Source organism: Streptococcus sp. cx1, from assembly GCF_052384325.1.
In the GTDB taxonomy this organism is placed as follows: domain Bacteria; phylum Bacillota; class Bacilli; order Lactobacillales; family Streptococcaceae; genus Streptococcus; species Streptococcus salivarius_G.
The window spans coordinates 16,884-35,693 of sequence record NZ_JBQSUN010000011.1; the positions used below are offsets into that span (position 1 = coordinate 16,884).

Annotated in this window: 19 protein-coding genes; 17 read left to right on the forward strand and 2 right to left on the reverse strand. The window is 39.7% G+C overall.

All coding sequences use genetic code 11. From position 1 onward, the window contains the following. Window positions 1-123: 123 nt before the first annotated feature. Window positions 124-1,380 carry a D-alanyl-D-alanine carboxypeptidase PBP3 gene (pbp3, locus tag ACT170_RS10725; RefSeq protein WP_037603298.1) on the reverse strand — a complete coding sequence of 419 codons (1,257 nt, stop codon included), beginning with the start codon at window positions 1,378-1,380 and terminating at the stop codon, window positions 124-126. Window positions 1,381-1,524: 144 nt separating this feature from the next. Continuing rightward, on the reverse strand, window positions 1,525-2,772 hold the full coding sequence (pbp3, locus tag ACT170_RS10730) for a D-alanyl-D-alanine carboxypeptidase PBP3 (RefSeq protein WP_014633786.1): 1,248 nt from the start codon (window positions 2,770-2,772) through the stop codon (window positions 1,525-1,527). A 209-nt stretch (window positions 2,773-2,981) separates the two neighbouring features. Here pbp3 (ACT170_RS10730) and pnp point away from each other — a divergent pair, with 209 nt between their 5' ends. From pnp to ACT170_RS10815, 17 genes are all read left to right on the forward strand, one after another. Continuing rightward, window positions 2,982-5,219 (forward strand): polyribonucleotide nucleotidyltransferase, encoded by a 2,238-nt coding sequence (gene pnp, locus ACT170_RS10735; protein WP_048790653.1) that lies wholly within the window; start codon window positions 2,982-2,984, stop codon window positions 5,217-5,219. Then, window positions 5,216-5,986: an SseB family protein gene (locus ACT170_RS10740; RefSeq protein WP_002889625.1), complete on the forward strand. Its 771-nt coding sequence runs from the start codon at window positions 5,216-5,218 to the stop codon at window positions 5,984-5,986. The genes pnp and ACT170_RS10740 overlap by 4 nt, the downstream gene beginning before the upstream one ends. An 84-nt stretch (window positions 5,987-6,070) precedes the next feature. Further along, window positions 6,071-6,691 carry a serine O-acetyltransferase gene (gene cysE, locus ACT170_RS10745; protein WP_002886354.1) on the forward strand — a complete coding sequence of 207 codons (621 nt, stop codon included), beginning with the start codon at window positions 6,071-6,073 and terminating at the stop codon, window positions 6,689-6,691. Between the two features lie 376 nt (window positions 6,692-7,067). Further along, window positions 7,068-8,411, forward strand: coding sequence for a cysteine--tRNA ligase (gene cysS, locus ACT170_RS10750; RefSeq protein ID WP_444818293.1), 1,344 nt, complete (start codon window positions 7,068-7,070; stop codon window positions 8,409-8,411). Further along, a complete protein-coding gene (locus ACT170_RS10755; RefSeq protein WP_002886359.1) occupies window positions 8,404-8,805 on the forward strand; it encodes a Mini-ribonuclease 3 in 402 nt (133 codons plus the stop codon). Before cysS ends, ACT170_RS10755 begins: the two co-directional genes overlap by 8 nt. A gap of 291 nt (window positions 8,806-9,096) precedes the next feature. Further along, window positions 9,097-10,773: a hypothetical protein gene (locus ACT170_RS10760; protein WP_070576138.1), complete on the forward strand. Its 1,677-nt coding sequence runs from the start codon at window positions 9,097-9,099 to the stop codon at window positions 10,771-10,773. Window positions 10,774-10,820: 47 nt separating this feature from the next. Further along, on the forward strand, window positions 10,821-11,564 hold the full coding sequence (gene rlmB, locus ACT170_RS10765; protein ID WP_004182149.1) for a 23S rRNA (guanosine(2251)-2'-O)-methyltransferase RlmB: 744 nt from the start codon (window positions 10,821-10,823) through the stop codon (window positions 11,562-11,564). Between the two features lie 2 nt (window positions 11,565-11,566). Beyond that, window positions 11,567-12,082: an NYN domain-containing protein gene (locus ACT170_RS10770; protein WP_002889631.1), complete on the forward strand. Its 516-nt coding sequence runs from the start codon at window positions 11,567-11,569 to the stop codon at window positions 12,080-12,082. 8 nt (window positions 12,083-12,090) lie between these two features. Continuing rightward, a complete protein-coding gene (locus ACT170_RS10775; protein ID WP_038675078.1) occupies window positions 12,091-12,951 on the forward strand; it encodes a DegV family protein in 861 nt (286 codons plus the stop codon). Between the two features lie 125 nt (window positions 12,952-13,076). Beyond that, window positions 13,077-13,574: a hypothetical protein gene (locus ACT170_RS10780; protein WP_444818294.1), complete on the forward strand. Its 498-nt coding sequence runs from the start codon at window positions 13,077-13,079 to the stop codon at window positions 13,572-13,574. A 9-nt stretch (window positions 13,575-13,583) separates the two neighbouring features. After that, entirely contained in the window at window positions 13,584-13,784 is a 201-nt protein-coding gene (locus ACT170_RS10785; RefSeq protein WP_002886373.1) for a helix-turn-helix transcriptional regulator, read from the forward strand. 250 nt (window positions 13,785-14,034) lie between these two features. Beyond that, window positions 14,035-14,481, forward strand: coding sequence for a 50S ribosomal protein L13 (rplM, locus tag ACT170_RS10790; protein WP_002886374.1), 447 nt, complete (start codon window positions 14,035-14,037; stop codon window positions 14,479-14,481). Window positions 14,482-14,508: 27 nt separating this feature from the next. Continuing rightward, complete coding sequence (gene rpsI, locus ACT170_RS10795; RefSeq protein WP_002888293.1) at window positions 14,509-14,901, forward strand: 30S ribosomal protein S9; 393 nt, start codon at window positions 14,509-14,511, stop codon at window positions 14,899-14,901. Window positions 14,902-15,255: 354 nt separating this feature from the next. Further along, window positions 15,256-15,870: a CadD family cadmium resistance transporter gene (locus ACT170_RS10800; RefSeq protein WP_002911684.1), complete on the forward strand. Its 615-nt coding sequence runs from the start codon at window positions 15,256-15,258 to the stop codon at window positions 15,868-15,870. An 11-nt stretch (window positions 15,871-15,881) separates the two neighbouring features. Beyond that, a complete protein-coding gene (gene cadX / locus ACT170_RS10805) occupies window positions 15,882-16,220 on the forward strand; it encodes a Cd(II)/Zn(II)-sensing metalloregulatory transcriptional regulator CadX (protein WP_000711078.1) in 339 nt (112 codons plus the stop codon). Between the two features lie 857 nt (window positions 16,221-17,077). After that, window positions 17,078-17,755: a transposase gene (locus ACT170_RS10810; protein ID WP_288586508.1), complete on the forward strand. Its 678-nt coding sequence runs from the start codon at window positions 17,078-17,080 to the stop codon at window positions 17,753-17,755. Next, the gene (locus ACT170_RS10815; protein WP_002890057.1) at window positions 17,752-18,717 is read left to right on the forward strand and encodes an IS3 family transposase; all 966 of its coding nucleotides are present in this window, start codon (window positions 17,752-17,754) and stop codon (window positions 18,715-18,717) included. The genes ACT170_RS10810 and ACT170_RS10815 overlap by 4 nt, the downstream gene beginning before the upstream one ends. The last annotated feature ends 93 nt before the right edge of the window (window positions 18,718-18,810 follow it).

Consider the following 18,810-nt stretch of genomic DNA (forward strand, 5'->3'; position numbering starts at 1 on the left):
AAACAAAAAGACAAACTACACCTGTAGTTTGTCTTTTTTTGTGTCAATAGGAGTCAAGGTAGAGTCAATCTTTCTGTAAAGGTGGGGTAAAAGAAAAAGCCGAGCAAAGCTCGACTGTAATGACTAGAGTTTTTCGTTGACAAAGTTGACAAAGTGATTCCACCAGACCTTGAGGAAGAAGCTTTTCTTAACTTCTTTACCAGCAACCAGTTCCATGCTAGGCATACCTTGGTTAGGCAAGTAACCTTCTCCTACAAGTGACTTATCTTCAAAGGTAGCAGTTCCAACCTTGTCACTTGAGTTGACAGGGGCTTGGACTTGATTGGTAGTGACTTTAATATGTTTACTATTGTTAGCATCTATTTTTTGGATGATATTAAAGTCAGACTTAGCAACAGCAGTGACTTGCTTAGATTTCCCATCAAGGACATTGGCTTGGCTTTTACCAATAGCTTGTCCTTTTTTGGCAATGGTCTTGCTTTCCCAATGATAGACTACGTAGTTAAGTAGGTCATTGGTTGCAGTGAAACGGGCGTAGTCATCAGTATCGGTATTATCAGCATTCAAAATGACTGTGATAATGCTCATGCCGCTTTCATTTGAGTGGGCCACGAAGGAAGCACCGGCTAAATCAGTGGTCCCTGTTTTTAGGCCATCTACACCTTTACGGTAACTAGGTTGTCCCTTGAGCATATAGTTGAAGGTTTTGAGTTTGTTGACACCATCAAAATCAGCTTCAGTTTTTTTAGTGATATCGAGAATTTCAGGATATTCTTTCACTACGTGTTGTGCAATGATAGCAACATCTTTAGCACTCATGGTATTTTCTTCGTCTGATTTAGAGCCTGGATAGATATTGTCACCTAAGTAAGAATTATTGAGACCAGAGGCATTGACAATCTTAGCATCAGTGATACCCCAATCTTTAAGTTGGGCTTTCATCATGTCGACAAACTTACTTTCGGTTCCTCCGATTTCCTCGGCTAGAGCAATAGATGCACTGTTGGCACTGGAAATAAGAGTTGCGTCAAGAAGTTGTTTGACAGTGTATTTGCGGGCATCTAGTGGAATATTAGATACTCCGGCACTGACAGTTAGTTCAAAGGGGTAGTCAGAAATGTCAACTTTGCTGTTCCATTTGAGGTCTCCCTGATCTACCGCTTTATAAACCATATAGGCTGTTAGGAGCTTGGTAATAGAGCCAATCCCTGTAGAGGTAGTGGCATCTTTTTCATATAAAATTTTGCCAGTATTAGCTTCGACAGCGATGGCATGTTTGGCTGCGGCATCATATCCTTTTTTCTTATCTGCTGCAAAAGCAGGGGCTACGCTTCCCAGACAGAGTAAGAAGGTTATCATAAGCGTAATCAGTTTTTTCATGGTTTGTTCCTTCATGTGTTTTGGATATTTATTATACCACATTTTGAGAGGAACTTAAGGTGTTGAGAAGGGGCTTTTACTTACAGGACTAATTTTTAAGGCAAGATAAAACTACCTTTTGATAGCTAAAAGGTAGTTTTGTGTTTACTTGTTTCCTGTAAAGAAATTAACGATATGGTTCCACCAAACTTTTAAGAAGAAACTTTTCTTGATAGATTGGTTGGCTGTTACAGAAATTTGAGGTGGATCAGAGATGTAACCTGTTCCAACGAGATCCTTATCATCAAAGGTCGCTGTTCCAATAGTGTCACCTTTTTTGATAGGTGCTGTTATAGTTTTTGCTTTGATTTTAACAGTATCATTTTTGCTGTTTATTTTTTGAACGACTGTAAGGTCTGACTCGAGCTTAGCAGAGATGGTTTGACTGTCTCCATCGGCTACCTTAATATCATTTTTCTTGACGATTTGTCCTTTGGTGTTGAGGGTTTTGATTTCCCAGTTTTGAGTCACATAATCTAGCAACTCATTTGTGGCTGTGAATCTGGCAGCTTCATCTTCTCCACCATTATCTGCATTCATGACAACGGTAATCAAACTCATGCCATTTTCATTGGAGTGGGCCACAAAGGATGCTCCTGCAAGTTCAGTTGTTCCAGTCTTGAGTCCATCAACGCCTTCACGGTAGTTGTCTTGTCCCTCCAACATGTAGTTGTGCGTCGTTAATTTGTTGTCACCTTCGAAATCAGTTTCGGTTTGCTTGGTGATTTCAAGTACCTGAGGATAGTCTTTGATGAGGTGGTCTGCAATAATGGCAACATCTAGAGCACTCATAGTATTTTCGTCATCTGCTTTAGAGCCAGGATAGCGGTTATCCCCAAGGTATTTATTGTTTAGGCCAGAAGCGTTAAATAATTTAGCATCTGTAATGCCCCATTCTTTGAGTTGGGCTGTCATAGTGTCAACAAAGGCACTCTCTGATCCTGAGATTTTTTCAGCTAGAGCAATAGCGGCACTGTTAGCGCTGGAAATGAGGGTGGCATCTAGGAGCTGTTTAACAGTGTATTTTCGGGAATCTAGTGGGACATTTGAAACTTCTGAATCAACGGTTAAGTTGAAAGGATAGTCTGAGATATCGACTTCAGTGTCCCAGGTAATTTTTCCTTGGTCAACTGCTTTATAGACCATGTAGGCTGTTAGGATTTTAGTCATTGAAGCCACACCATCAGGAGTAGTGGCGTCCTTTTCATAGAGGACTTTCCCTGTAGTTGCTTCGATAGCAATCGCATGTTTAGCGGAAACATTGAAGTTATCTGTCTGTTCTTGTGCTAGAGCAGGTGTTACTAGGCCTAGTAAGATTAAGGCAATCATAATGATGTGTTGTAATTTTTTCATAGTCATTCCTTTGTCTCTCATAAGTGTTTATTATATCACAAAACGACTTAAATATCTGAGAGAAAGGGAGACTTGGGTGCTAACTTATGCCGGAGCTCTGCCATTTTTGACTATATTATGGTAAAATGAAAGTTATATCAAATGAATGACATAAAGTTGACCGGTTCGTTTTTGTAAGGGCTGGTCATGGATAAAAAGAGGGATCAAACATGGCTAAACAAACTTTTGAGATGACCTTTGCAGGACGCCCGCTTGTCGTTGAAGTTGGGCAGGTAGCCAAGCAGGCTAATGGTGCTGTCGTCGTGCGTTATGGAGATACAACGGTATTATCAACAGCTGTTATGTCTAAAAAGATGGCAACGGCAGATTTCTTTCCTTTACAGGTTAATTATGAGGAAAAAATGTATGCAGCTGGCAAGTTCCCGGGGGGCTTTAACAAGCGTGAGGGTCGGCCTTCAACAGATGCCACTTTGACTGCTCGCCTCATTGACCGTCCTATTCGTCCTATGTTTGCGGAGGGCTTCCGTAACGAAGTTCAGGTCATTAACACGGTTCTCTCTTATGATGAGAATGCTAGTGCTCCGATGGCGGCTATGTTTGGGAGTTCTTTAGCTCTTTCTATCTCTGATATTCCTTTCAATGGTCCAATTGCTGGGGTTCAAGTAGCCTATGCTGCAGAAGATTTCATCATCAACCCAAGTGCAGCGGATAAGGAAGTTTCACTTTTAGATTTGACAGTGGCAGGTACCAAGGAAGCTATCAATATGGTAGAGTCAGGTGCTCAGGAATTGTCCGAGGATATTATGTTGCAAGCACTCTTGAAGGGACATGAGGCTATTCAAGAGTTGGTTGATTTCCAAAATTATATCGTTGCAGCTGTTGGTAAGGAAAAGGCTGAGGTTGAACTTCTACAAGTTGATGCTGATTTGAAAGTCGAAATCGAAACAGCTTATTATGATCAATTAGCTAAGGCTGTTCAGGTGGAAGAAAAACTGGCGCGTGAAGCAGCAACCCAGGCTGTAAAAGAAGAAGTCCTCGCTTCTTATCAAGAACGCTTTGCAGAAGATGAGGATAAGGAAACTATTCTGCGTGATGTAGCAGAAATCCTTGAGCAGATGGAACATGCCGAAGTGCGCCGTTTGATTACAGAAGACAAGGTTCGTCCAGATGGCCGTCGTGTGGATGAAATCCGTCCTTTGGACGCAGAGATTGACTTTCTTCCTAAGGTTCATGGTTCAGGTCTCTTTACACGTGGTCAAACTCAAGCCTTGTCAGTTTTGACTTTGGCACCTATGAGTGATACACAACTTGTTGATGGTTTGGATCCAGAGTATAAGAAACGTTTCCTTCACCACTATAATTTCCCTCAGTATTCAGTGGGTGAAACAGGGCGTTATGGTGCGCCAGGCCGACGTGAGATTGGTCACGGAGCCTTGGGTGAACGTGCCCTTGCTCAGGTTCTCCCAAGTGTTGAAGAGTTCCCTTATGCTATCCGTTTGGTAGCCGAAGTCTTGGAGTCAAATGGTTCTTCCTCACAAGCTTCTATTTGTGCAGGAACCTTGGCTCTTATGGCTGGTGGTGTACCGATTAAGGCACCTGTTGCAGGTATTGCCATGGGACTTATCTCAGATGGTACTAACTACACTGTCCTAACTGATATTCAAGGTTTGGAAGATCATTTTGGAGATATGGACTTTAAGGTAGCTGGTACACGTCAAGGAATTACAGCTCTTCAGATGGATATTAAGATTTCGGGTATTACACCGGCCATTCTCGAAGAGGCTTTGGCTCAAGCAAAGGTAGCTCGTTTTGAAATTCTTGATGTTATTGAGTCAGCAATCGCTGAGCCACGTCCAGAATTGGCACCAACAGCACCTAAGATTGATAGCATTCAGATTCCTGTTGACAAGATCAAGGTTGTCATCGGTAAAGGTGGCGAAACTATTGACAAGATTATCGCTGAGACTGGTGTCACAATTGATATTGATGAAGAAGGTCTTGTTCAGATTTTCTCTAGTGATCAGGATGCCATTAACCGTGCTAAAACCATCATCTCTAATCTTGTACGTGAAGCTAAGGTTGGTGAAGTTTACACTGTACCCGTTGTGCGTATTGAAAAGTTCGGTGCCTTTGTCCACCTTTTCAATAAGACAGATGCTCTCATCCATATCTCAGAACTAGCTTGGGAACGTACTGAGCATGTCGAAGATGTGGTTAAAGTTGGGGGTACGGTAACTGTTAAGATTATCAAAATCGATGAAAAAGGACGTATCGATGCCTCAATCAAGGCCTTGCTTCCTAAGCCTGAAAAACTTGAGGATGGGGAAAATGGAGGAGAGCATCGTCACCGCCGTCGTTCTCATCATAAACCACGCCACCATAATGAAAGTGGTGAAGCACCGAAAAATCCTGATAAATCAGAAACGAAAGAACAGGCAGAAGAATGACAGAAAATCAAGAATTGCAAGCTTTTGATGAAACTCTAAAAGAATTTTTAAAGGAACCAGACCACTTTTTGACTAGTCTGGCTTTGGTTAATCATCTACAACGTACTCCCGTCTTGGCTGCCCAAGACCTCTACGCAGTTGAAGTGGAAGGAAAGAAGGTTGTTCCTGTCTTCACCAACGAACAGGACCTACAATCTTTCAAATCTACTCAAGAGAGTGCTCGAGAGCAAACTTGGGTAGAACGTTCGAGCTTAGATGTTTTAACACAACTGGTTCAGGCAGAGCTTTTTGGTCTTGCTTTCAATTTAAAAGAGGATGGTGACTTCTCGAATACCACTCTTTTTGCAAGCAGTGAACTCATCCAGTTTATCAACTATTTCACTCAGACCCTTAATAATCTTTTGGGTGAGGAAAATCAAAAGGCAGATCCTAAAGATAAGATTTATCTTGTTCCAGCCTTCATTCATAAACGTGAGGAAGATGGCCAGGATGACCGTCTCTTTGCGACCATGTCGAATGCAGAGGGACAGAGTTATGTGCCTGTGTTTACGAACTTAACGAGCTTTGCAAAATGGTACGGGAACGAGACTTTTGGCCTACCTTTCCGTAAGGCTAAAGGGACGATTTTGCAATGGCCACTGTCAGAAATTTATCAGCCTTCAACAGGTGAAAATGAGTTGGATAAGGTTCAAGGTATTGTCATCAATCCGTTTGATGAGCAGCCTGAGTTAGTCGACTGGTCTTATTTTGAAGGGGATAGCGAGTAGACCTAGTGTTGGTAGCTTTCCACTTTAAAGAATAATAGGCCACAGCAAACAATAATAACAATAATGATGTAAGGAGTGACCTAAATGGGTTGGTGGAAAGAAAGTATTGATATAGTAAAGAAAAATGACCCGGCAGCTCGGACGAGTCTAGAGGTTCTTTTAACCTACCCTGGATTAAAAGCCTTGGCTGCCCATCGTATCTCACATTTTCTCTGGCGCCACCATTGTCGACTCTTAGCGCGTATGCATAGTCAGTTTTGGCGCTTTTGGACTCAGATTGAGATTCACCCAGGGGCTCAGATTGCTGAAGGTGTCTTTATTGACCATGGCTCTGGCCTTGTCATTGGTGAGACAGCTGTTGTGGAGAAGGGGGCTATGCTTTACCACGGTGTCACTTTAGGTGGTACTGGTAAAGATGTCGGAAAACGTCACCCAACCGTTCGTGAGGGTGCCTTGGTTTCAGCCCATGCTCAGGTCATAGGCCCTATTGAGATTGGAAAGAATGCTAAGGTGGGGGCGGCAGCCGTGGTTGTTGCGGATGTCCCAGAAGATGTTACAGTCGTTGGTGTTCCTGCTAAGGTTGTGCGTGTTCATGGTCAAAAGGATGAAGAAGTTATCCACGATATTGAAGAAGGCCGTGAATACTATAGTGAAAAGCTAGAAGACCTTCTAAAAGCAGCTAGCTTCCACTCATCACGTCTATAAGGAAAGGAAACGATGAAACTCTTTAGTTCAAAGGTGACTCGATTGACGGTTGTGGGTCCTCTTGCTCTTGTTTACATTGCTTTACATAGAGCAGACTATAGCATGGCCGCCTTATGGTTTTGCATTGCTCTTTTATGGGCCGGTCTGGTTTTTAAGCAACGTCACAAGTAATACTTGAGTTATGAAAAATTTATTCAAAAACAATCCTTTTTTGGTCTTCTATATAGTTGGGAGTTTCCTTTCAGCTATGTCTCTCTTGGCTCAAGGTCAGCTAGTTGCGGCTATATGGATTATCATTCTTGTGATACTCTTGTGTTTATACCTAAACCATATCAAGGATAAAAAATAGTTTCCAGTTAATTGAAAGGAATCTCTAGTGATTAAAATTTATGATACGATGACGCGTTCGCTCCGTGATTTTGTACCTTTGACAGAAAATGTTGTCAATATGTATGTCTGCGGACCAACAGTTTACAATTATATTCATATCGGAAATGCCCGTTCAGCAGTAGCTTTTGATACTATTCGTCGTTATTTTGAGTATTGTGGCTACATAGTCAACTATATTTCCAACTTTACGGATGTAGATGATAAGATCATCAAGGCAGCTAATGAAGCTGGTATTTCAACTAAGGAATTGTCGGACAAGTTTATCGCAGCCTTTATGGAGGATACTGCACAGCTTGGCATTAAACCAGCGACACAAAATCCTCGTGTTATTAACTACATGGATGAAATCATTGCATTTGTGTCAACCTTGGTTGACAAAGGATTCGCCTATGTCTCTGAAGGTGATGTTTACTTCCGAGTAGCCAAGTCAAACAACTATGCTAAATTGGCTAACAAGACTTTGGAAGATCTTGAAATTGGTGCAAGCGGACGTACGGATGCTGAAACAGAACGTAAGGAGAATCCTCTGGATTTTGCCCTTTGGAAAGCTGCCAAAGAGGGAGAAGTTTCTTGGGACAGCCCGTGGGGACTTGGTCGTCCTGGTTGGCACATCGAATGTTCAGTTATGGCGACTGAAATCCTTGGAGATACCATCGATATCCATGGTGGAGGGGCAGACCTTGAGTTTCCACACCATACCAATGAAATTGCCCAATCAGAAGCCAAAACTGGCAAGACCTTCGCCAACTACTGGATGCACAACGGTTTTGTCAATGTGGACAATGAGAAAATGTCAAAATCCTTAGGTAACTTTGTAACGGTTCATGATATGCTTAAGACAGTCGATGGTCAAGTGCTTCGCTTCTTCCTAGCAACACAACAGTACCGTAAGCCAATTAACTTTACTGAAAAAGCTATTCATGATGCTGAAGTCAATCTTAAGTATTTGAAAAACACCCACAGTCTTCCGTTGACAGAACAGGTGAATCAAGCTGAGTTGCAAACTTATCTTGACGTCTTCCAAGAAGCTATGGATGATGACTTTAATACGGCAAACGGAGTGACTGTTCTGTTTGATATGGCCAAATGGATTAATTCAGGCAATTATGATCAAACCGTTAAGGATGCTTTTGAAAAAATGCTCCAAGTCTTCGGTATTGTTTTTGAAGAAGAAGTCCTTGATGAAGACATCGAAAAACTCATTGAAGAGCGTCAAGCGGCGCGTGCCAACAAGGACTTTGCGACAGCAGACCGCATTCGCGATGAGTTGGCTGCTCAAGGTATCAAACTTCTTGATACCAAGGAGGGCGTGAGGTGGACACGTGACTAAACATCTTGATGTCAACCTTATTAATGGTATTGCTCTTGCTTTTGAGGGAGATGCTGTTTATTCCTTGTACATTCGCCGTCACCTGATTTTTCAAGGTCAGACCAAGCCAAACCAACTGCACCGTCTAGCTACACGCTATGTTTCAGCTAAGGCCCAGGCTAGTCTCATTGAAAAAATGCTAGAGCAAGAGCTTTTGACTGAAAAAGAGCTAGACATCTATAAACGAGGTCGTAATGCGAATAGCCACACCAAGGCTAAAAATACAGATGTTATTACCTATAAAATGTCAACAGGCTTCGAAGCAGTCATGGGCTATCTTCATATGACAGAGGATATCGCTCGCTTAGAGGAACTGATTGCTTGGTGTATTGACGAAGTTGAAAAAGAAATCTAAAAATTCTGCCGAGAGCAGGATTTTTTGTTATTTAGAGGCTATAAAAATTGTAACAGTTAGCCGGAATTTCAAAATTTAGATTATTTGAAAATCAAAGTAATTCAGCGTCTTGACAATGAAAAATTAAGATGAAACTAATATTTAGCATCTTAAAAATGAGAAAGTTAAGGGGTGTCTGACACGTGTAAAACCCCGATATAATAGCGTTTTTTAATAAAACTAATTTGACAGAAAGTGAAAAAAAAGTCTATAATATTAGTAAATGAGGCCATCTAAAAAATGAGGAGGTGAATGGAAATAGCTAAGAAAAAAGTTTTCTATACAACTTTTGCTGCTTTGATTTTATCTAGCTTTACGCTTCAAACAGGTAAAGCAGATGAGGTTCAGGTAAAACCTGATGAAGCTAAAATAGATTATGTTAATAGTGAGGCACCGGCTCCAGTTGCTCCTCAGGCTGATTTTTCTTCAGTAGGAGCTAAGGCAGAGCCAGCGAGTCAAGTAAGTTCAGTAGTGACCTCAACGTCACTGATGCTTGTCTCTTCAAGTGAGACAGATGAGGGGCTTCTTGAGGTACATTCTCAAGTTGATATCGTGGAGACTAGCGTTTCTACGACGACACCTCATTCAGAAGAGGCTCGTGCCCAGGCTTTTGGTGAGGATCGATCAGTAGCGGCATCTGAACGAGGAGATGCAAACCCAACATCTGATTCTGAACAAGCTAAACCAAATATTGTGCTTACTTATGATAAGTCTCGTGAGGCTACAGCGACTGCAGAGTCTCAAGCTGTAACTTCAATGTATAAGAGTGAAAGCACACTATATACATCTGAACTTGCTGGAAATACACATGCAGTTATTGAAAAATCAGAGTATTCTTCACTGAATTCTCATACGACATCTGTAAGTGCGACTCCTACTAGTCAAGCTATTGCAACTTCTGAAGTCGCTTCTGAGTCTGCAAGCACTGCTAGCTCTCTTGCATCTACGGCTCCAGAAACGAGTCAGTTAAATAATAATTCAGAAGATAGCTTAACTGTCCTTACGGTTGGCTGGAAAGATTCATCATCAACTTCTGAGGTCTTTAAAACTTCTGAAGTGGTTTCTATGTTGCAAAGTGAGAGTTTGACCTATTCGTCAGAGGTAACCTTTACGGATGGACTCATCTCAGAAATCTTAGCAACTCCAATCACTTCTGAAGTATACACCGTTGTTCCAAAACGAGATAGTACTGGAGCGCTTCTTGAAGATCAACCTGCTGTTACAGGGAATACAGACATTCTTTATTTAGCACGTGGTGAAATCTTTAACGTCAACTTTGATGTTAACAAGATGGAAGGTAAGAAGATTAAGGGCCTTAATCTAGTCCTTGATGGCAAACAAATTCATCATAGCTACTTTGTTGAAGGAACTTTGGATGAGGTCAATGCTGGTTTGAGTGCCTACCATTTGGCAGAGCAAACGACTGGTATTCATAAAATGACCTTTGAGTTGATTGATACGAATAACAATATTCATTATCTGACACAGACTTTTAGCGTCTTCAATGAAGGCGAGCGTCCAGTGACACCGGATAGTTACCGTAGGAATCAGTATTCATCAACAACGACAACAACGACTGTACCGGTTACTTATAATACCAGTGCAAATAGCTACACTGAAACCGCCAATCATATACAAGCTACGGCTGTTAATGAGTTGGCTGAGACAACTAGAGCGCTAACACAGCAATTGGCAGAACAAATTGCTGAGGTTTTGAGTGGTTGGTCTTCAGCAATTTCTGGAAATAGTTCAACAAGCACAGGTTCAATTGATATCTTCCAAGCAGCAGGTAAAACCATTACTCAAGCTGCGAGAAAGATTGCAGAATCAATCTCAGATCCAGATACAATTGGTAAGCAAGCTTTGGCTGCTGCAACTGTTGTTCTAGTTCTCCTGGTGCTTTATTTAGCAGCAATTACATTTATTTAACATGCTTTGCCCTCGTAAGAGGGCTTTTTTTATGATAGAATTAGCTTATGAAAACAACTAAAGAATTAAGTCTAGACATTGTTTATGGTGTGCATGCCGTAACAGAGAGTCTGGAAGCAAATACTGGTAATAAACTCTATATTCAAGATGATCTTCGAGGGAAAAATGTTGATGCCATTAAGGCTTTGGCAGCTGAAAAGAAGGTTTCCATCTCTTGGACACCTAAGAAAACCTTGTCTGATATGACAGGTGGAGCTGTGCATCAAGGTTTTGTTCTTCGTGTGTCAGAGTTCGCTTATTCTGAGCTCTCAGTTATTATGGATAAGGCTGAACAAGAGGAGAATCCTCTAGTCCTCATTTTAGATGGACTCAACGATCCTCATAACTTTGGTTCTATCCTACGTACAGCTGATGCTACTCAGGTGACAGGAGTTATTATTCCTAAGCATCGTGCTGTGGGGGTAACACCTGTCGTTGCCAAGACATCAACAGGGGCTGTGGAGCATATTCCCATTGCCCGAGTGACCAATCTTAGCCAAACTCTTGATAAACTTAAAGAAGCGGGCTTCTGGGTATTTGGGACAGATATGGATGGCACCCCATCTCATAAATGGAACACAGCTGGAAAGGTTGCCCTTATCATTGGTAATGAAGGTAAGGGAATCTCTGCTAACATCAAGAAGCAAGTGGATGAGATGATTACTATTCCTATGAGTGGTCATGTGCAGAGCCTTAATGCCAGTGTGGCAGCTGCAGTTCTCATGTATGAAGTTTATCGAAACCGATTGTAACTATGAAAAAAAGAATACTTCTGGTTGATGGTTATAATATGATTGCCTTTTGGCAAGAAACCCGTCAACTCTTTAAGACCAATCAGCTTGATGAAGCTCGTGAAACCTTGCTTCGTAAGCTCAATCATTATGCTAACTTTGAACATATTGATATTATCTGTGTGTTTGATGCCCAGTTTGTTCCAGGGAGTCGTCAACGTTATGATCAATATCGTATCAGTGTTATTTTTACTGAGGAAGATGAGACAGCAGATAGCTATATTGAGCGCGCAGCGGCTGAGATGAATACTGTTCAAAATCTAGTTGAAGTAGCAACTAGTGACTTAAATGAACAGTGGGCTATCTTTTCACAAGGGGCTTTACGTGTTTCGGCGCGTGAGTTGGAAGAGCGTGTCAATACTGTTAAGTCTGACTTAGACAAGATGTCGGCACATATTGACTTAAAGACACCAAAACTACGTCCATGGGACGATGCGCAATTAGGGAAATTACAGGACCTTTTAAATGAAATAGAATAGAGGGATATATGACATTTAACATTTTGACAGATTCCACAGCAGATCTAGATGAAAAATGGGCTCAGGAGAATAAGGTAGAGCTCGTTGGTTTGACCATTACGCTTGATGATATTGCCTATGAGACCGTTGGTCCTAACCGTTTAACGAGTGACCGTCTCTTAGAACGTATGCAAGAAGGCAGTCAGCCAACCACAAGCCAGGTGAATGTTGGTCAATTTGAAGAGGTTTTTCGTCGTCATGCTAAAAATGGTGATGCTCTTCTCTATATTGCCTTCTCATCAGTGCTTTCAGGTACTTATCAAAGTGCTGTTATAGCGCGTGACATGATTTTGGATGAGTACCCAGAAGCTGTCATTGAGATTGTAGATACCCTGGCAGCAGCAGGTGGGGAAGGTTATCTCTCTATCTTGGCGGCAGAAGCTCGTGACCAAGGTAAGAGCTTATCTGAAACGAAAGCCATGATTGAGGACATTCTGCCACGTTTACGGACCTATTTCTTAGTTGATGATCTCTACCATCTCATGCGTGGGGGTCGCCTTTCTAAGAGCTCAGCCATTATTGGTAGTTTGATTAATATCAAGCCTCTTCTTTGGCTGGACGCTTCAGGTAAGTTGGTTCCTCTGGCCAAAATCCGTGGACGTAAAAAAGCCATTAAAGAAATGGTCCTACAAGCTACCCAGGATATTGGACATAGCACAGCAATTGTCGCTTATGCCAATGATATTGAAGCAGCGAAGAATCTAAAAGAACAATTATTAGCAGTTGACGGCATTGAGCAAGTGCTTATTATGCCACTTGGACCAGTCATCTCTACCCACGTCGGACCAGATACCTTAGCTGTCTTTACGATTGGTAAAGAAGCTAGATAGAAATAGTGTCAGATAGGATTTCCTATCTGATTTTTTGTTTTCTGAAATGATAGATTAATAGAATATAAAAAGATAATCCATACAAAACGAATGATATATTTGACATAGTGTAAAATAATGCTATAATGAATCTAGAAAATGGAGGAAACAAAATGAAAAAGTCAAAGAAAAAAGTAGCTAGCACGATGGATGAACGTGCTCAGTTGATCAGCGGAGAATCTGCTGCTAGAGGTTATTGGGTAGCCATGCTTGGTATGTTTGTAACGATTATGGTCGCTAGTAAGACACACTCCCTAGAATTAGCTCAGTCATTATTATTCATCACCTTCTTTGGTTCGATGTGCGTAGTCGTAGTGCATAGCGTATCACGTAATGGGCATCCATGGTTGCTAGACAAAAAACTTGAAAAGAAGATGCTCAGATTATCCTGGGGCATGCTACTTATTGGCATTTTTATGTCGCTAATTGGTCTATTAAGTTTAGTACAATCGTTTAAGATGGGGAAGAATCTTATAAGTAGTGTGGCATTTATGACATTGGGTTTGACTCTTATTTGTGACGGATGGGTTATTATTAACAGAATCAAGAAGAACCGTTTGGAAGAACTAGAAGACGAAGAATAGGATTTTTGAATGAAAAATTTAAAAATGAAGTCAGCTCGTGTAGCAAAGGATCTCACTCAACAAGGTTTGGCAGATGCTATAGGAGTTTCTCGTCAGACCATCTCAGCTATTGAAAAAGGTGATTATAACCCTACTATAAATCTGTGTATTGCTATCTGCAAAACTCTGGACAAAACTTTAGACCAGCTTTTTTGGGAATCTGAGGATTAGTTTGTATCGCTTTAGAGGTTATTTAGGCATGATTTCTAGTCTTACGCTTTATAAAATTAGAGACTAAAAAAATACAAAAAATAAAAGAAAAACACCTCCAAATGACTTGCCTTGGACGTGTTTTTTTGATATTATGTTAAACGGTATTGTTTACCCCATTTGAAAGGCCCCGGAACCTTCCAAATACTTTTCGATGGGAAGGAACACCCATCACTCGTAAACAAAAATCGAACTATATATAGGAGAAATCATGAACAAAACAACATTTATGGCTAAACCAGGCCAAGTTGAACGTAAATGGTATGTCGTTGACGCAACTGATGTGCCACTTGGACGTCTTTCTGCAGTAGTTGCTAGCGTACTTCGCGGAAAAAACAAACCAACTTTCACACCACACACTGATACAGGTGACTTCGTAATCGTTATCAATGCTGAAAAAGTTAAATTGACTGGTAAAAAAGCAACTGATAAGATCTACTACACTCACTCAATGTACCCAGGTGGATTGAAACAAATCTCAGCAGGTGAACTTCGTTCTAAAAATGCTGTTCGTTTGATCGAAAAATCAGTTAAAGGTATGCTTCCACACAACACTCTTGGACGCGCACAAGGTATGAAATTGAAAGTCTTCGTTGGCGGTGAGCACACTCACGCTGCACAACAACCAGAAGTACTTGATATCTCAGGACTTATCTAATTCTAAGAGGAAAGGAGCACTAATATAATGGCACAAGCACAATATGCAGGTACAGGACGCCGTAAAAACGCCGTTGCACGCGTACGTTTGGTTCCAGGTACTGGTAAAATCACAGTTAACAAAAAAGATGTAGAAGAATACATCCCACACGCAGACCTTCGTCTCGTTATCAACCAACCTTTTGCAGTTACTTCAACTGAAGGTTCATACGACGTACACGTTAACGTTGTAGGTGGTGGATACGCTGGTCAATCAGGTGCGATCCGTCACGGTATCGCTCGTGCACTTCTTCAAGTAGATCCAGACTTCCGCGATTCATTGAAACGCGCTGGACTTCTTACTCGTGATGCACGTATGGTTGAACGTAAGAAACCAGGTCTTAAGAAAGCTCGTAAAGCTTCACAATTTAGTAAACGTTAAAACTTATTTATACTTATTGAAAGCATTTCGTCTAATACGAGATGCTTTTTTTCTGGTTTAATTTTACAAATTGGGAAAATTAAAAAGTACAAATTAATGAAGTGATTATTGATAAAAATAGTTAATAATTGGTTAAACAAAATATATAACTCGTTTATAAATTTATAGAAATGAACCATTATAAATCTCCTCTTAAATATTGAAAAAATCATTGGCAGTGGACACTATATATTTCTGAAACTAGTTTCACAATACAAATATTGACATGCAATTATTAATTGGTGGATTTTAAGTTGACATCTACAAAGTTTAATGTTAGAATACATTCAAAAATATATTTGAATGAGGTGTTTTATGATTCAAAATATTGTTACTTCAATAATCCTGTATTCTGGGACAGCCGTAGACTTACTTATTATCCTAATGTTATTTTTTGCCAAAAGAAAAAGCAGAAAAGACATCATTAACATCTATTTAGGACAATTTCTAGGCTCTGTTAGTCTAATATTCCTAAGTTTGCTTTTTGCATTTGTCTTAAATTATATTCCTAGTAAAGAGATTTTAGGTTTACTCGGTTTGATTCCAATTTTCCTAGGCCTCAAAGTTTTGCTTTTAGGAGATTCTGATGGAGAAGCTATTGCAAAAGATGGTTTGCGAAAAGACAATAAAAACCTGATTTTTCTAGTCGCTATGATTACTTTTGCAAGTTGTGGCGCTGACAATATTGGTGTCTTTGTCCCATATTTTACCACCTTAAATTTAGCGAATTTGATAGTGACTTTACTTACTTTTCTAGTCATGATTTATCTCTTGGTTTTTTCTGCCCAAAAATTAGCACAAGTCCCTTCTGTTGGAGAAACTTTGGAAAAATATAGCAGATGGTTTATTGCCGTTGTCTATTTAGGATTGGGGATGTATATCCTGATTGAAAACAACAGCTTTGACATGCTATGGGCTGTGTTAGGCTAGGAGAAAAAAATATGAAAAAAGATAGTATCTGTCAAGTGGATGTTATAAATCAACAAAATGTTACAACCGCAACGAACTACCTTGAAAAGGAAAAAGTCCAAAAATCACTTCGCATTTTATCAAAATTTACCGATAATAAACAGATAAATATCATCTTTTATCTCCTTGCCGTCGAAGAACTCTGTGTCTGCGATATAGCCTGTTTATTAAATCTCAGTATGGCATCTGCCTCCCACCATCTTCGTAAACTAGCCAATCAAAATATCTTGGACACTAGAAGAGAGGGGAAAATTATATATTATTTTATAAAGGATGAGGAAATCAGAGATTTTTTTAATCAACTAGGATAACAACTATTTTTACTACTTTACCATGATTATATATAGGACTTATCTATGAAATTTTTTGATGAAAATTACTCACAAGAAATACCTACTCGTATCAAATGTTTAAGAAAAAAGTATAATTTAAAGCAAAGCGACCTAGGTAATGCAGGTTAAGTTAGCCAAGTTGAAAAGGGAGGAATTTGAAAGGATTTGTATCTTTTATTTTTTGTTTCATTTATGCCCTATGCTACTGGAATAGTTAGTAGTCATTTCATGAATCATACGGCACAGCTCTTTTATGGACTGATCGTTATTGTTTCAACGGTAGCAAACTGGTTTTTACATAAAGTAATTGATAAACCCAATATAGATCAGAAAGAATTACTTGAAGCTACCGCACAATATAGGAAGTTATTGATACCTGACCTAATAATTAAAGGAGTGGGATTGATTCTATCCTTAATTCTCTATCCTCCGATTATGATGTATAGTGTTTTAATTGCGGCATTTTACATCATAATTTAAAAAACACTATCCGAAAAAAGAGTGAATAACTAAAAAACGGTGACCAAAGTTAGGTGTATTATTTTAATGCTTAGAGACCTAAACTATTCCCCTATTTTAAAAATATTGATTCAGATTTTATGAAATTAAAAAGTAGATATTGTTCAGAAAATCCTTGATATTACGCTGTTTTTAGTCCAACTGAAATCCATACTTTCCAAACCAGGTCTTAAGAAAGCTCGTAAAGCTAGCCAGTTCTCTAAACGTTAAGAACAGCTTTATATCAATATTTCAAAGCACCCAAGGGCTTGCCCTATGATATGATACCTCTTAAGTAGACAAGGTAAATACCTAAAATCTACTTAAGAGGTATTTTTATGTCTAGAAGAGAAAGGTTCACCCCATACGAGAAAGAACAAGCTTGTCTCGATTATATTAATTGTAATCGTTCCAGATCTGAGATATGTAACTGTCTCCATATTTCCACAAGGACGATTCAAGATTGGGCTGCCATCTATAAAAAATATGGGATTTTAGGATTCACAAAGAAAACAAAAAACCGTTCCTATTCAAAAGAATTTAAAATGGAACTTGTAGAAAAATGTATTAGTGGTGAGGCTTCATCTATTGATTTAGGTCATCAGTATGATATTTCTTCAGGACTTTTAAGAAAGTGGATTAGGATGTATAATGCCAATATAGAACTTAAGGATTACAATCCAAAACGGGAGGTCTATATGGCAAAAGCAAGACGTAAAACCACTATTGATGAACGCAAAGAGATTGTCAACTATTGTATTGAACATAATCGCAATTATAAGGAAACGGCATCACTTTATGATGTTTCTTATAGCCAAGTGTATTCGTGGGTGAAAAAGTATGATAGTGATGGTGAAGAAGGTTTAGTTGACAAAAGGGGTCATCACAAACTAGATGATGAGGTTGATGAATTAGAACGTTTACGAAGAGAAAATGTGCGCTTAAAACGTCAGTTAGAAGAAAAGGATATGACTGTTGAACTCTTAAAAAAAGTGAAAGAATTCGGAAGGATGTGAGGCTAGGCAAACAGCGCCACGAATCAAAATACTTAGCGATCGAAGACTTCAACACCAACAAAGGGTGGAGCATTAGCTGGATGTGTCATCAGCTCGGCATTACGAGGTCTGCATTTTATAAATGGAAACATAGAATAGTTCCAGAACAAGAACAATTAAACAGCGAAATTGCGGAATTAATTAAAGAATATGACGAACGTTTTTCACACATCTTGGGATACCGAAGAATGACCGATTGGATCAATCATTTCAATCATACGAATTACTCAAGAAAGAGAATTCACCGAATTATGAAAGTACTCGATATCCACGCTTTTATCCGTAAGAAAAGGAAAAAATACAAGACTGCCAAGCCTAAAGAAACTGCAGAAAATAAGTTGGCAAGAAACTTCTATACAACTGCTCCGAACAAAAAATGGGTAACAGATGTTACAGAGTTTAAGATTCCTAACTCTCATAAGAAACTCTATCTTAGTGTCATACTTGATTTATATGACCGCTATCCTATTGCTTTTGTCATAAGTGGTCGAAATGACAATCGGCTGGTCTTCAAAACATTTGACAAAGCCATTGAAAAAAATCCCGCAGCGAAGCCTATATTTCACAGCGATAGAGGGTTTCAATATACCAATAAGAACTTTCAAAAAAAGCTGAAAGATACTGATATGATTCAATCCATGTCAAGAGTGGGCCATTGTATTGATAACGGACCAATAGAAGGTTTTTGGGGAATTATAAAATCGGAAATGTATCAGATGTATGAGATTTCAGATGAGGCCTCCCTCCGATATGCCATCAAAGACTATATCCGATTTTACTGTCAAGAGCGTCCACAAAGTAGGTATGACTGTAAAACGCCTTTGGCAGTAAGAAACGCTGCCTTATCATCAGAACATCCTTTGTCATACCCAATCGCTAAGAATAACAAAATTGAAAAGTACAAGTCTAAGTGGTCTGCATAAAAAAACAGCCGTACATTTATTATGTAAGACTGACCTTCAAAAACAGACACTTTTTTAGATATTTAACCTGTCTACTTGACAGGGGGCATATCA

What these genes read in the sequence shown, in the direction of transcription:
- pbp3 (WP_037603298.1), bottom strand. Translation starts at nt 1,380, where the DNA reads ATGAAAAAACTGATTACGCTTATGATAACCTTCTTACTCTGTCTGGGA.
- pbp3 (WP_014633786.1), bottom strand. Translation starts at nt 2,772, where the DNA reads ATGAAAAAATTACAACACATCATTATGATTGCCTTAATCTTACTAGGC.
- pnp (WP_048790653.1), top strand. Translation starts at nt 2,982, where the DNA reads ATGGCTAAACAAACTTTTGAGATGACCTTTGCAGGACGCCCGCTTGTC.
- ACT170_RS10740 (WP_002889625.1), top strand. Translation starts at nt 5,216, where the DNA reads ATGACAGAAAATCAAGAATTGCAAGCTTTTGATGAAACTCTAAAAGAA.
- cysE (WP_002886354.1), top strand. Translation starts at nt 6,071, where the DNA reads ATGGGTTGGTGGAAAGAAAGTATTGATATAGTAAAGAAAAATGACCCG.
- ACT170_RS10760 (WP_070576138.1), top strand. Translation starts at nt 9,097, where the DNA reads ATGGAAATAGCTAAGAAAAAAGTTTTCTATACAACTTTTGCTGCTTTG.
- rlmB (WP_004182149.1), top strand. Translation starts at nt 10,821, where the DNA reads ATGAAAACAACTAAAGAATTAAGTCTAGACATTGTTTATGGTGTGCAT.
- ACT170_RS10770 (WP_002889631.1), top strand. Translation starts at nt 11,567, where the DNA reads ATGAAAAAAAGAATACTTCTGGTTGATGGTTATAATATGATTGCCTTT.
- ACT170_RS10775 (WP_038675078.1), top strand. Translation starts at nt 12,091, where the DNA reads ATGACATTTAACATTTTGACAGATTCCACAGCAGATCTAGATGAAAAA.
- ACT170_RS10780 (WP_444818294.1), top strand. Translation starts at nt 13,077, where the DNA reads ATGAATCTAGAAAATGGAGGAAACAAAATGAAAAAGTCAAAGAAAAAA.
- ACT170_RS10785 (WP_002886373.1), top strand. Translation starts at nt 13,584, where the DNA reads ATGAAAAATTTAAAAATGAAGTCAGCTCGTGTAGCAAAGGATCTCACT.
- rplM (WP_002886374.1), top strand. Translation starts at nt 14,035, where the DNA reads ATGAACAAAACAACATTTATGGCTAAACCAGGCCAAGTTGAACGTAAA.
- rpsI (WP_002888293.1), top strand. Translation starts at nt 14,509, where the DNA reads ATGGCACAAGCACAATATGCAGGTACAGGACGCCGTAAAAACGCCGTT.
- ACT170_RS10800 (WP_002911684.1), top strand. Translation starts at nt 15,256, where the DNA reads ATGATTCAAAATATTGTTACTTCAATAATCCTGTATTCTGGGACAGCC.
- cadX (WP_000711078.1), top strand. Translation starts at nt 15,882, where the DNA reads ATGAAAAAAGATAGTATCTGTCAAGTGGATGTTATAAATCAACAAAAT.
- ACT170_RS10810 (WP_288586508.1), top strand. Translation starts at nt 17,078, where the DNA reads ATGTCTAGAAGAGAAAGGTTCACCCCATACGAGAAAGAACAAGCTTGT.